We start from the raw sequence: 13,112 nt of genomic DNA on the forward strand, positions 1-13,112 counted from the left end.
CGCGGGAAAGAGCGATCATATAATAGAAACAGCAAAGGAGGGACCTTGCCGCGATGCGTCGAAAGAGATATTCGAATATGGACGATACTCCAAACAAACGGACATGGGATCACTTTGTCCGTTGGCAGCGATCTCGTCGCTCCGTAACGAAGGATTATTCTTATGTCATGGCAAGTGAGACAGAGCCCGACCTGGCATTTCTTAAAGCGAACCGTGAGCAGACTTCCCTTACTTGGATCGGTCATGCGACCTTTCTGATTCAGATTGGAGGTCTTAACATTGTAACGGATCCGGTATGGGCTAAGCGGATGGCGATGTCCCAGCGACTGACCCCTCCAGGGATTGCTCTTGCGGATATGCCAGATATTGATTTCGTTCTGATTTCTCATAGTCACTATGACCATCTGCACTTCCGCTCCCTTCGGCGTCTGCAAGGAAATCCCACGCATCTCGTGCCTGAAGGACTAGCCAGGAAGTTTATGATCAAAGGCTTGCCGAAGGTGGAGGAGTTCACGTGGTGGCAATCGAAACAGGTGAAAGGGATTGAGATGACCTTTGTGCCGGCCCAGCATTGGTCGAAGAGGACACCCTTTGACACCAATGCCTCTCACTGGGGTGGGTGGATCATTAGGGATCAAGAGTCCAACGAGACCCTTTACTTTTCAGGAGATAGTGGATATTTTCCGGGCTTTAAAGAAATTGGCAGCAAGTTTAGCGTGGACTTCGCGATTCTGCCCATCGGGGCTTACGAGCCCGAGTGGTTTATGGGCATGCAACATGTTTCTCCGGAGGAAGCGGTTCAAGCCTTTCTGGATCTAGAGGCTCAACATTTCATTCCTATGCACTACAGTACATTCCGGCTTGCCGACGATACCCCCTGGGAAGCTCTTGTCCGGCTGCAAACGGAATGGAAGCGAAAAGGACTATCGCGTGATCAACTTGTTCTCCTGCGCTTGGGTGAGATTCTGAAGACGAAAGAGGTAACGGATGAAAAACGAGTTTGAGATCGTGGGCGAAACCACGGTCCTTTATGTACGTTATAAAGTATATTATCTTCGAGTGTTTATCGATACGGCAGATTTGGAGAAGGTCCAGTCCTACAGAGGAACATGGTTTGCCGGATTTGATGATTCTGGGAAACGATATTATATCCATGGGAAAGACCGAAAAAATGGGGTTAACAAAACGATCATGCTACACCGTTGGATTACGGATTGCCCTGATGGCATGGTGGTGGATCATATCGATCGAAATTCTTTAAATAATAAAAGAGAAAACCTTCGCGTCATTTCCGCTGGGGAGAACATGCAAAACCGAAAGATTCACAGCAATAATACAAGTGGTGTTCGTGGGGTTTCGTGGTATAAGAAAACCGGACAGTGGAGAGTACAGATTTGCCTACAAGGAAAGATGAAAAATCTGGGGTTATTCGATCATTTTGATGATGCGGTGGCGGTATCCAAGGCGGCATATCAAGATTTTATGCCTTACTCGGAAGAGGATGACGACTATCAAAAAGCGCCTACCCTTTTTGATTTCACGTATTAAGTCAGAGGGAGTTTTCCCTCTGACCTATTTGTACGCCCTCGTTTTAGCAAAGTATTCCTGAACCAAGGCAATCTGAGCGTCATGGAGCGAGATCAGCTGGCCATCTTCTACGGCTGTAAAGATGGCGGTGCCATACACCCAGTCATGTGAGCCATCGGCTTCAATGGTAAAGTTATGTGGCTTAATTCCCCGTACTTCCTCATTCACGAGGATCAGGATCCCTTCTAGATGATCATCGTGAGCAACTTCGAATTCTCCCTCCATCAGCTCCTCTAACCTCTCAGGCCCTGTAATGGCTTGAGTAAGGGGTTCTTGCTCAGGATATTTTACAATAACGGTGATCATGGTCATTCCTCCTTTAAGTACCATGATACAACGAGGAAGCTGTTAAAAGCTATCTTAGCTGCAAATAAATGCCGAGCTGTTCCTTCATAGCCGCTGCTTGTTCTTTCTGTGTGGGGGAGATGCGATAGCGTTCGCCCTCTAGCTCGGAGGTAAAGGGTTGAAACCCATTTTGTATAAGGAAATAATCTACATCCTGGACCGAGTCACTTTGACCCAAGAGCAGTTTTTGACCAACAAACTCTTCATCTACATACACTTCATAGAGATTAGGAGAACTCTCCCAATCGCCTAAATCTTCAAATGAGCTGTCACTTCTCAAGGTGAATCCTCCTCTTTCCTTTTCCTTTCGAAAAGTATCGTTATTATCCCCTTCACTCGGAAGAAAATAAACATGGAAAAAGGGATCCAGCCTTGGGGTGAGGGTGCCAGCGCTGCTGGCGGCGGGTTCGCTTCTGGCGAGAAATCGGAGGGTACTGGCGACTTTGGCAAGGATACTGGCGAGTCAGCTAGTCTTACCGGCGAGTTTTTTCAAATACTAGCGACACACCTTAGTTTACTGGCGACTGAGGCTTGTTTACCGGCAAGTAAGTATTAGGGCACTCTTAAATAGGGGGAGGGGTATGTTGTAAGCTAAAAAAGTGTCCCTGAAATTTTCAGGGACACCCACAGCCTTATAGAATCTCCCCGCTCCAGCCCTTGCTTTCTAGGATCTCCTGGAAAGACTTTTTGCTCACCTTAGGCAAGGGAACGGTCCATGCACGGGTAGAGCGGATATATTTAGGTTCACTCTGCGTCCATTCCTTTAAATACTGCAATACATCTTTATAGGGGCCATCCTCAAAATAGTAAAGTAAGTTGTCGCTCTTAGACATACGAAATTGGCCGACGTAACGCATACCATCACCTCACTTTCCTAGTCTATCCATGAATGCCATTTTTAACGTTTTTTGCAAAATTCACGACGATGAAGGCAGGCAGTATATAACCGATCATGGCTTGGAGGATAGCAATAGCTTTGGACCAGCCCAAAGGCGTAACGTCTCCATAACCTACGGAAAGCAAAGTTACCGCACTAAAGTACAAGGAACGAGTAATTCGATCCCATTCGTGGGCCTGATGAATAGCAGAAGCATGGTGGTCCACGATAGGTCCCCATTGTGTGGTATCTAAAAAGATATATACCAGCGCGAAGCTAATCACCACGTTCAGATAAAAGAGAAAGATGGCTGCAAGGTTATAGAGAAGAAAGCTTCTTTCATTCATTGAAAGGGACTCCCTCCTATGGATGTACTTGGGTTTGTACATTCTATGTGGAAAAGGATCCGATCAGTCTCCAATAGCCATAAATTCGATTTCTTCCCCTTCTTGGAAGCCTAAAGCAGGCAAACCCGTTGCTGGAGGCAAAGAGGCAATGATCCCTTTATCGTCTTGGGTCAATAGGAGGAAGGACTCCATTTCATTGTCTGAAGTGATCTTCAGCGCCACAAGGTAAAAGCGATGTTGTGAAAATTTCATCATCCCTAAATGCCATCCCTTGCCTAGCGTTTGGATATAACGACGGATGGACAGGATCGCTGCCGATTGAACAAGGCGTTGAACTTCTTCCTGGGATCCCCCCATAATCCGAATATCCCCTCGGAAAAAAGCTTCCTTCTTCCCTTTGGAGTGTTCCTGCGTTTCCTGTAATGTAACCTCAATACAGGAGGGACAGATAAATTGGATCCCCTGCTGTTCCAAGGTATGTTGGATGGATGGAGCTGTGAGTTCAGGGGGGAAAGAAAGCTTCACCTGCTTGCATTTTCCACAGGGCTGAAGAAACGTTTTCAAAACGTTCTGGGCCCAATTCAGCAATTGCGCTTCCATCGCGATGGAAGGATCCCGATGACGAGGCAAGAAGTCCTCGGAGAGGTCCTCCTCTATTATCATTTCGCCGTTTTCAAAGACCTGAACGGTTTCGTTTTCAAACTTGACTTGATAGGTGTTGCTGTTATGTATAATCAGATGTGTTAATTTTCCGGGGATGTCCCAGCGTAATTCCTCCATAAGCTTCCTCCTCTGAGTGTACACCCCTATATGATGACAAACCCTTCTGTTCGAGTCAAGTTCGGTGGGGGCGGCAGGCCGCCCAATGATCATTTTTGTTTACTATCGTTAGAAAGAAGGCTTAGTCAGCGGACAGTTAGGATCCAGAAGGATAGCAGGAGAAAAAGAGGCAAGCTTGCGAAGGAAATAGCAAGACTCTGGGATGTGGTGCTCCAGGAACCGAAGGGTTAAGCGACCCAGCACTTGATCCACCTTATGCAATTGAATTACGCGGTCCACGAGCTGATTAAAGCCCATTACCGTCCGTCCGACCTCCCGGACAAATCCTAGCTGTTCAGGGAAACCGGGTGGCAGAAAGCGAAGATATCGCTTAATGGCATTATTTTTAAGCATATGAGCATTGAAGGCTTCCATATACTTGGCTGCTTCTCCGGCCAGGGCTAACTCTACCGGATCTAATCCGTTGCGCAGAAGGGCCGCATGTCCCAGTTGATCTTCGAGCCACAGATCTAGCAGATCGGTGAGGGGTTGGTCGGGGGAGTCTAAACCCTTGACGTAGTAATGCAGTCTTCTTAAGTATTCAGCGTTTTCATTCAATGTGCCAATGAGGTAAGTGGGAGTGAGATTCAGATTGACTTCATTTAGAATACGAAGACGCTGCATATGCCCTTCAAACTGATAATAGCCCCAAGCAGTAGCATGAGCATTCCGGGAAAAGAGAATCAAATCGGGGGAATTAACCGGCACGTCTAGAGCAAAGGAAGCTAGTCGCGTGCGCAAAGCCTGGAATCGAAGGATATATTCCTGAGCCGTTTTAACCCAAACGGCTTCCTCAGATGATAAATAATCACGAATGAACCGGGCATGATCTTCTAAAATTTCTAACCAGAAGGAGTGCTCCTCCACAGGGGTTAATCTTGCTTTAACAGTTGTCATAGGTAGGCAGAGGCCTCCTTAATAGGATGATACCCATATTATGTGAATGGTTAAAAATTGTTGAAAAGATTCGTGTGTAAGATAATCTAACACTTCAGTTGAAGTGAACCCCATCTCAGCATAAAATCTAAATATAACAACGGCTGTTATGAAAACTAACACAAAGGAGTGTTGAGAAATGAAAACAAAATTATGGGGTTCCTTGATTTTAGCTCTTCTGCTCTTGTTCCCTCACATGGCCTTGGCAGCCGAGATCGAACAAGTCGCAAGTACGGTGGATTGGTTATGGGTAATGATTTCTGCGGTGTTGGTCATCTTCATGCAAGCGGGGTTCGTATTGCTGGAGGCAGGCTCTACGCGAATGAAGAATGCAGGTCACGTCGCAGGGAAAACGGTATTTACCTTTGGAATATGTGTTTTAGTTTTCTGGGCAGTAGGATTTGCATTTGCATTTGGTGAAGGAAATTCCATTATCGGGTTGGATGGGTTTCTATTAGAAGGAATTGACGAAGTTTTCGGTGTTCCCCTTCCGATCTTCTTTGTTTTCCAAATGGCTTTTGCCGGGGTTTCCTTAGCGATTGCTTTCGGTGGATTTGCAGAACGAGCGAAGCTTTCCGTTTATTTAATCTTTAGCGTATTGTTTACAGCTCTTATCTATCCTGTGATCGGACATTGGATCTGGGGAGGCGGATGGTTGGGTGACCATGGGAAGCAGGATTTTGCCGGCTCCACCGTTGTTCACTTAACAGGTGCCGTTGCCGCTCTTGTTGCTACGATTATGCTGAAGCCTCGTCTTGGCAAATACAATGCAAATGGCAAACCGAATTTCTTGCCAGGACACAATCAGGTTTATACAGTGCTAGGCGTTGTGATTCTTTTTGTAGGCTGGTTTGGATTTAATGCAGGTAGTACGCTAGGTGTTACCGATGGATTTTTTGGCCATGTAGCCATGACTACTGTTTTGGCTACCGGAGCGGGTACCGTGTTTGCTCTTCTTGCTTCTTGGATTTACACAGGTAAAGCTGACATCTCGGCGATGTTAAATGGGGTATTAGCTGCTCTAGTTGCCATCACAGCTTCTTGTGCTTTCGTTGAAACATGGGCAGCCGTTGTCATTGGGGCCATTGCCGGAGTCTTGTCTTACTTCTTCTCGATCTTCCTTGATCGAAAAGGAATTGATGATCCCATCTATGCGGCATCGGTTCACGGTATCGCAGGGGTTTGGGGAACTTTAGCTAACGGATTATTCGCTTCTCCGCGATTAGTTGAAATTGTAGGAGTGGGTCAAGAAGGGTTGTTCTACGGTGGCGGATTCCACCAATTAGGAGTTCAAGCGGTAGGGGTGCTCGCATGTGGTATCTATGTAGCTGTTGCTACGTATGTTGTCTTAGCTGTACTCAAGGCGACGATTGGATTGCGTGTAAGTGAAGAAGAAGAGATTATGGGCTTGGATATCAGTGAGCATGGGGCTTATGGATACCCTGAGCATCTTCAAGGCAAAACACCGCAATTCAAACAAAGTGTTTGATTCCGTTATACGCTTGGTATGGCTCGAGCGTATAGGAAGGGATGAGGCGAATGGCTGGGAGCGGGACTTCCAGTTCCATTCGCTTCACCTTACTTTCTGCGAAGAGCTTCCTGAGGATCTAACGGTGTATGACGCGGTGGTTGTAGTTTGTCGTTTAGAAGAACTGGGGCAATGGATTAGCCGAGTCAACCAGCAATTGCCTGTTTTTTGGTATGGACATGGGCAAGAGGGTGCATTTCGCAAGTGGAATCTGGAAGCGGATGGATTCATTGATCACACTATGAATGAATCTCAGATCTTAGGGATGCTGCTTCTGGGCTGTTACCAGTTTGAGCGCCGGAAAGGTCTTATGATCGAAAACAAGAAACTAAAGGTGAAGTTAGAGCAACGAAAACTCATCGATCGGGCCAAAGAAATCGTGGCCGAGCTCAATCACGTCAGCCTATCTAAGGCCTATGAGCTCATGAGAATGCAAGCCATGAAGGAGCGCAGATCCATCGAAAGTGTGGCTCGCTCGCTACTCTCCCTGAAAGGAATATTGCCAAAGGAAAAAGACGCGAACTAAGCTCGCGTCTTTTTATTTTTCGGACATAAGGTTCGTTATTCTCGTGAAATACAGGAGATTGGAGCTTCTTTCGGACATGGAGTCTGTTAAATGTGCAAAAATGAGAAAAAAGAGCTGGATCTTAACAAAATAACGGAAGCTATATCCATTGCGCCCTCAACCTATAGCAAATTTTATCAGATAACGAATCTACTGTCCGCAACTTATTTATTTCATTGTATTGTTAAATCTTCTCATTAGGAAAGGCAAGGCAACCAACAAACTACACAAGAGACCGACTTCTATCAATTGAAGAGTCATGAAATCCACTCCTAATTAAGAATAATTATCATTTTTACCTTATTATAATGGCGTTAACCTAAATTGTCAAATTATTGTTTACAAAAATCAGAGGGTAGCATATAATGGAATTATAAGAGTTTCCTATGGGCAACAAAATTAGATGTGTACAAAATAATAATAATCATTCTTAACTAAGATGCTGCTGTCCTTGTGACAGCAGCATCGGCTCATTTTAGGGGGAGAAATTAAATGAATTTCATTATCAGGAGGGATGAGACGTGAGTACCATTAGACCCGAGCACGATTCAAGAATACAAAACAATGTGCCAGATGTGGTTGCGTTTGTGAAGCGGCATGCAGAAGGGATCGCGGCATTAGCCTGTGGAGGGCTGACTTTAATCGCATGGATAGTAGAACAAATGGACTTTGCTGTCTTAGCCCCTTTCCTATTTATCTGCGCTTATGTGATAGGAGGCTTTGTTAAAGCAAAAGAAGGTTTGATCACCTTAGTCAAGGATAGAGAAATCGATGTGAACTTGTTAATGCTGCTGGCCGCTATAGGAGCGGCTACAATAGGATATTGGCTAGAGGGAGCCATTCTCATCTTTATTTTCGCCGTAAGTGGGGTTATGGAAAGTTACACGATTGCGCGCAGCTATCGCGATATTGCCACACTCATTGAGATGAAGCCAGAAACTGCCATCGTGTTGAAGGACAATCAGGAAAAGGAAATGCGCATTGAGGACTTGCAGATCGGAGATCTTGTTATTGTAAGACCAGGAGAACGAATCCCATCGGATGGTATGGTCCTTGAGGGGACCTCCTTAGTTAACCAGGCTTCCATCACGGGAGAATCCGTACCGGTAGAGAAAGGGCCGCAGGACGGTGTGTTTGCCGGTACCTTGAATGGTCAAGGCTCGCTCGTCATCGAGGTCACCTGTCGAAGTGAATCTACTCTGTTTTCTAAAATTATTCGGTTGGTTCAAGAAGCGCAAAGCGAGATGCCTGTTTCCCAGAGCTTTATGGAGAAATTCGAGAAGATTTATGCGAAGGTTATCATTGGGGTTACCGTGCTGCTTATAATCGTTCCTCCCTATTTGCTATCTTGGGATTGGGAGCAGTCGCTTTACCGGGCGATGGTGTTTTTGGTTGTAGCTTCTCCTTGTGCTTTAGTTGCATCGATTATGCCAGTGATTCTGTCTGCCATTTCTTCCGCGGCAAGACATGGCATTTTGTTTAAGGGAGGAGCGCATCTAGAAAATTTAGCAGAGATTAAGGTGTTGGCTGTAGATAAAACAGGGACTTTAACCTATGGACGCCCCCAAGTGACAGATATTCATGTGTTTCAGTCTTTGAGTCAGGCAGAGTTATTTCGCACCATCGGTTCCATTGAAAGTCTGTCTGAACATCCTCTCAGCTTGGCTATTGTCCAGAAGGCTGAAGAGCTAGGAGCCTCACTTGAGCGTCCGAAGGAAGTGCAGGCGATTCCGGGCTTTGGAATTGAGGCAACACTAGAAGGGGAGCATTGGAAAATTGGCAAAGGAGCTTTTATGGAGCCGTCTTTTTTGACAGGCGAATTGCAGCTTCTGACGGAACGGCTGGAGGGTGAGGGCAAGACGGTGGTGTATGTTCAGAATACACAAGGTTTAGCAGGAGTCATTGGCATCCAGGATACCATTCGCCCGGAAGCGAAACGAACCGTTAAGCAGCTTCAGCAATTAGGGATTCAAGTGGTCATGCTCACGGGGGACCGATCAGCTACGGCTAAAAATATCGCGAGTGCGGCAGGGGTAGATGCCTACTATGCTGATCTGCTTCCAGAGCAAAAAGTAGAGATGGTAAAAGAATTAAAACAGAAGTATGGAAAAGTGGCTATGTTGGGAGACGGCGTTAATGATGCTCCTGCCTTAGCAACGGCCTCGGTAGGGATTGCCATGGGGGCTACAGGCAGTGATGTTGCTCTCGAGACGGCAGACCTAGTACTTATGAAAGACGATCTAGAAAAGGTTCCAGCTGCGGTTCGCCTCGGACAACGGTCGAAAAAAGTAATGAAGCAAAACATGGTGTTTTCACTGAGTATCATCTTTTTGCTTATTTTTTCAAACTTCGCCTATGAGCTTGCTCTTCCATTAGGGGTTATCGGCCATGAAGGAAGTACCATCCTGGTGATATTGAATGGGCTGAGACTCTTAAAAATGTAGGTTGGATTAATAGAGTTTGGTTTATAATGGTATATGAATGATATGAGAACTGAGAAATGAGGGTAAAGCTATGAATTGCAAAATTACAAGAAACGCAGCTAAAAAAATAAAAGAGATTATGGAGAAGGAAGACACACAGGGCAAAACCCTCAGGGTGTATATCACACATTCTCACGGAGATCACGCCCACTATGGTATAGGTGTGGATGAGCCAGGAGAAAATGATGCTATTGTCAAAACCGACAAAGATATTGATGTTCTTCTCGACCGAAATCAAGAACTGTTAGATGGGGTAAAGATCGATTATCTCTATATCCCTAAAGAAGGATTTGTGATTACGAATCCAAGCAAAGGAAATCACGGCGATCACTAAGAGCAAGGATGAGTTAAAATCACAAAAGAAGGGCTTCTCTCAACTTGTTATGTTGGAAGAAGCCCTTCTTCATTCGGCTTCTATGATACCTCCATTTTCGCTCCAGGGCGGTTTCAGTGAATCATACGGATCAAAAAAGAGAAGCCGAAGCGAGAAGACACTCTCTGCTATTGTGATAAATTGGTCGCCCATGTAGTTTCTAGTTCTGGCAAAACTACAAGGAATAATATCAAGGAGGGCTAATCGATGAAACTCACCTGTTTAGGCTTCTGGGGTGCCTACCCGGAAGCGGGATCCGCTACTACGTCTTTTCTTCTAGAGGATGAAGGCTTTACGCTGTTGATCGACTGCGGCAGTGGGGTACTCGCTCAAATGCAAAAGATCGTCCCCGTTGAACAATTGGATGCTCTCGTGCTGTCTCATTATCATCACGATCATATAGCGGATTTGGGCTGTATGCAGTATGCTCTGCTGATCAACACCCTATTGGGAAAAAGAAAGGACTCGCTTCCCATTTATGCGCATCGAGAAGGCCCATTTGATTCGTTAACCTATCAGACTTATTCCCATGGGGTAGAAATTAGTGCCGATCGCAAGATCACGATTGGACCGTGGGAGGTGTCGTTTTGCCCTACGGTTCATCCTGCTTATTGTCTTGCTATGAAGTTTTCTTCTGCAGGAAGGTCGATTGTTTACTCCGCTGATACGGGGTGGTCCGATGAGCTCGTGAAGTTCTGTAAGGGGGCCAATCTCCTGATCTGTGAGTCTAGTCTATATGACGAACAAAAAGACCAGGTTCCAGGGCATATGACCGGGGGAGAGGCCGGCCAGCTGGCGCAACTCGCAGGAGTCGAAGCTTTGATCCTTGCCCATTTTCCTCATTATGGCGAGCATCAGCGTTTAGTGGAACAGGCGAAACAAAGATTTACGGGTCCTGTTCAGCTTGCCTCTGAACTGAAAAGTTGGGTAGTGAAATAGAGGCACTTTTTCCCGGGCATACTTATACTATTACTACAATGAATAAACGGATGGTAATGCCTATGATAAATCAGCCCCAGAGTGTGTGGAAAGGTCATTTCATACAGATTGATGGCGTGCGAATTCATTATGTAGTAAAAGGAGAGGGGAAGCCGCTTGTCTTAGTTCATGGCTTGGGAGCGTACTCTTTTACCTGGAGATATAACATTGATGAACTAGCCCGATCCTATCAGGTGTTTGCCGTTGATCTAAAAGGCTTCGGATATTCAGAAAAGCCGCTAGGCTCAGGTTATTCGATTGATGATCATGTCCAAATGATGGAAAAATTTATCACCAGGATGGGCCTTGGCCGTGTAGATTATATTGGTAGTTCGATGGGGGGAGAAATAGGACTGCGGTTATGTCTCAAGAACCCACGCTTAATTGGGCGACTGGTCTTGGTTGGCAGTTCCGGCTACAGGGATAAGCTTCCTATATGGGTTAAACTGCTGGGACATTTACCGTACAAATCATTCATTAAACGCTTTATTCGCAATAAATACTTAAAAGAGGACGTACTAGCGGAAATGGTAAAAGGAGCCTACTATAACCCTGATGTCTTAACGCCGGAAGAGATTAAAGCCTATTTAAACCCGATCTACTCTCAAGGCTTCGAGGAATCGTATCTCTGCATGCTGCGTGAATTTGACTTTGGAAAGTACAAAGATTCTTATCAGCAGATCCAACACGATTCCCTTATTTTAGCGGGAGAAAATGACCGGGTGATTCCACTAGAGCAGTCCCACCGCTTGCGTGAGGATTTGCCTAATTCTCAGTTGGTTACCTTTTCGAATTGTGGTCATTTCTTACATGAGGAAAAGTGGGAAGAAACCAACCATCATATCCTTGATTTTCTTAGATAAGGAGAGGAACCAATGGGAAGTGAAATGAAGGAAAAATGCGGGGTCTTCGGGGTTTTCAATCATCCGAAAGCAGCTGACCTGACTTATTACGGACTTCATGCTCTTCAACACCGTGGGCAAGAAAGTGCTGGTATCGTGGCCAGTAATGGAAAAACCTTCAGTTATCACCGGGGGATGGGGTTAGTGACGAAGGTTTTCACGAGGGAGATCCTAGACCGCCTAGAAGGACAGATGGCGATTGGGCATGTTCGCTATTCTACGACGGGAGAAAGCTTGCTGCATAACTCTCAGCCTCTTGTATTCAAGTACCGCGAAGGAGATCTTGCGTTAGCCCACAACGGCAATCTTGTTAATGCCGAATACGAACGAGGGCTGCTGCAGCAACAGGGAAGTATTTTTCAAACGACCACGGATACCGAGGTGTTCGCACACCTTCTTGCGCGTTCAGCTAAAAAGACATTCGCTGAAGCTGCTCCGGATGTACTTAAGAGAGTGCACGGTTCCTTTGCGTTGCTGATGATGACGGAAAAACAAATGCTGATTGCTCTCGATCGCCATGGATTGCGTCCCCTATCCCTAGGCAGAATTGGAGAGAACGGAATCGTGGTGGCTTCCGAAACCTGTGCCTTAAATGCGGTGGGAGCCACTTTTTGGAGAGATGTGGTCCCGGGCGAATGGATTCTCGTGGATGAGGACGGGATTCGAACGGGAACCTTTGCAGAGGAAGAAAAGAAGTCGCTTTGTTCCTTTGAATTTATTTATTTTGCTCGAGCAGACAGTGTGATCCAAGGGCGTAGCGTGATGTCCGTAAGAAAAGAGCTAGGCAAAATCCTAGCAGAAGAGCATCCGGTGGAGGCGGATGTAGTCGTTGCGGTCCCGGAATCCAGTGTTCCAGCGGCCATTGGGTACGCTCAATCCTCAGGTATTCCCTACGAGATCGGGCTTATTAAAAATCCTTATGTAGGCCGAACGTTTATTGAACCCACTCAGGAGCTTAGAGAACTTGCCGTTCGTCTTAAGCTAAGCGCAGTCAGAGAGCTGCTAGAAGGCCGAAGAGTCGTTCTAGTGGATGACTCCATCGTCCGTGGAACCACGAGTAAGCGAATTGTGCAGCTGTTGCGTGAAGCCGGTGCAAAAGAAGTGCACGTACGTATTAGCTCTCCTAAAGTCGGAAATCCCTGCTATTATGGCATCGATATGCCCAACAGAGAAGAATTATTCGCCAATCGCCATGCGGAAGAAGTCGCGATGGGACAAGCCATCGGCGCGGATACTTTGGCTTTTCTGAGCGAAGAAGGACTGCTAAAGGTGATTGGCATGGGTATGCCAAATGGTCCGGAGCATTGCCTGGCTTGCTTTAATGGGGCTTATCCGACGAAACTGTATTTAAAGGAATGAGGGTACTCCTACA

Annotated in this window: 15 protein-coding genes; 9 read left to right on the forward strand and 6 right to left on the reverse strand. The window is 46.1% G+C overall.

Annotated elements, in window-relative coordinates; translation table 11 throughout:
- Window positions 1-53: 53 nt before the first annotated feature.
- Both EIZ58_RS10300 and EIZ58_RS10305 read left to right on the forward strand, forming a co-directional pair.
- The gene (locus tag EIZ58_RS10300; RefSeq protein WP_167577600.1) at window positions 54-1,004 is read left to right on the forward strand and encodes an MBL fold metallo-hydrolase; all 951 of its coding nucleotides are present in this window, start codon (window positions 54-56) and stop codon (window positions 1,002-1,004) included.
- Window positions 988-1,548: an HNH endonuclease gene (locus tag EIZ58_RS10305; RefSeq protein WP_134700545.1), complete on the forward strand. Its 561-nt coding sequence runs from the start codon at window positions 988-990 to the stop codon at window positions 1,546-1,548. The genes EIZ58_RS10300 and EIZ58_RS10305 overlap by 17 nt, the downstream gene beginning before the upstream one ends.
- A gap of 24 nt (window positions 1,549-1,572) precedes the next feature.
- Here EIZ58_RS10305 and EIZ58_RS10310 read toward each other — a convergent pair whose 3' ends face one another.
- From EIZ58_RS10310 to EIZ58_RS10335, 6 genes are all read right to left on the reverse strand, one after another.
- A complete protein-coding gene (locus tag EIZ58_RS10310) occupies window positions 1,573-1,893 on the reverse strand; it encodes a DUF3846 domain-containing protein (protein ID WP_134700547.1) in 321 nt (106 codons plus the stop codon).
- A 49-nt stretch (window positions 1,894-1,942) separates the two neighbouring features.
- Window positions 1,943-2,212, reverse strand: coding sequence for a hypothetical protein (locus EIZ58_RS10315; protein ID WP_134700549.1), 270 nt, complete (start codon window positions 2,210-2,212; stop codon window positions 1,943-1,945).
- Between the two features lie 352 nt (window positions 2,213-2,564).
- Window positions 2,565-2,765 (reverse strand): hypothetical protein, encoded by a 201-nt coding sequence (locus tag EIZ58_RS10320; RefSeq protein ID WP_167577601.1) that lies wholly within the window; start codon window positions 2,763-2,765, stop codon window positions 2,565-2,567.
- 46 nt (window positions 2,766-2,811) lie between these two features.
- The gene (locus EIZ58_RS10325) at window positions 2,812-3,156 is read right to left on the reverse strand and encodes a potassium channel family protein (protein ID WP_134700553.1); all 345 of its coding nucleotides are present in this window, start codon (window positions 3,154-3,156) and stop codon (window positions 2,812-2,814) included.
- Between the two features lie 63 nt (window positions 3,157-3,219).
- On the reverse strand, window positions 3,220-3,936 hold the full coding sequence (locus EIZ58_RS10330; protein ID WP_134700555.1) for a hypothetical protein: 717 nt from the start codon (window positions 3,934-3,936) through the stop codon (window positions 3,220-3,222).
- Window positions 3,937-4,044: 108 nt separating this feature from the next.
- Window positions 4,045-4,872 (reverse strand): DUF2935 domain-containing protein, encoded by an 828-nt coding sequence (locus tag EIZ58_RS10335; RefSeq protein WP_134700557.1) that lies wholly within the window; start codon window positions 4,870-4,872, stop codon window positions 4,045-4,047.
- 235 nt (window positions 4,873-5,107) lie between these two features.
- Here EIZ58_RS10335 and EIZ58_RS10340 point away from each other — a divergent pair, with 235 nt between their 5' ends.
- The 7 genes from EIZ58_RS10340 (at window position 5,108) to purF (ending at window position 13,099) form a co-directional block, all read left to right on the forward strand.
- A complete protein-coding gene (locus EIZ58_RS10340) occupies window positions 5,108-6,400 on the forward strand; it encodes an ammonium transporter (protein ID WP_240689039.1) in 1,293 nt (430 codons plus the stop codon).
- On the forward strand, window positions 6,345-6,965 hold the full coding sequence (locus EIZ58_RS10345; RefSeq protein WP_167577602.1) for an ANTAR domain-containing response regulator: 621 nt from the start codon (window positions 6,345-6,347) through the stop codon (window positions 6,963-6,965). The genes EIZ58_RS10340 and EIZ58_RS10345 overlap by 56 nt, the downstream gene beginning before the upstream one ends.
- Window positions 6,966-7,534: 569 nt before the next feature.
- Window positions 7,535-9,448: a heavy metal translocating P-type ATPase gene (locus tag EIZ58_RS10350; protein ID WP_370297667.1), complete on the forward strand. Its 1,914-nt coding sequence runs from the start codon at window positions 7,535-7,537 to the stop codon at window positions 9,446-9,448.
- A 70-nt stretch (window positions 9,449-9,518) separates the two neighbouring features.
- The gene (locus EIZ58_RS10355; RefSeq protein WP_134700562.1) at window positions 9,519-9,821 is read left to right on the forward strand and encodes a HesB/IscA family protein; all 303 of its coding nucleotides are present in this window, start codon (window positions 9,519-9,521) and stop codon (window positions 9,819-9,821) included.
- A gap of 246 nt (window positions 9,822-10,067) precedes the next feature.
- Entirely contained in the window at window positions 10,068-10,799 is a 732-nt protein-coding gene (locus EIZ58_RS10360) for an MBL fold metallo-hydrolase (RefSeq protein ID WP_134700564.1), read from the forward strand.
- Window positions 10,800-10,861: 62 nt separating this feature from the next.
- Window positions 10,862-11,701, forward strand: coding sequence for an alpha/beta fold hydrolase (locus tag EIZ58_RS10365; RefSeq protein ID WP_167577603.1), 840 nt, complete (start codon window positions 10,862-10,864; stop codon window positions 11,699-11,701).
- A gap of 12 nt (window positions 11,702-11,713) precedes the next feature.
- Window positions 11,714-13,099, forward strand: a complete 1,386-nt coding sequence (purF, locus tag EIZ58_RS10370) for an amidophosphoribosyltransferase (RefSeq protein WP_134700568.1) — start codon at window positions 11,714-11,716, stop codon at window positions 13,097-13,099.
- Window positions 13,100-13,112: the final 13 nt, after the last annotated feature.

Source organism: Ammoniphilus sp. YIM 78166 (assembly GCF_004522215.1).
Classification (GTDB): Bacteria; Bacillota; Bacilli; order Aneurinibacillales; family RAOX-1; genus YIM-78166.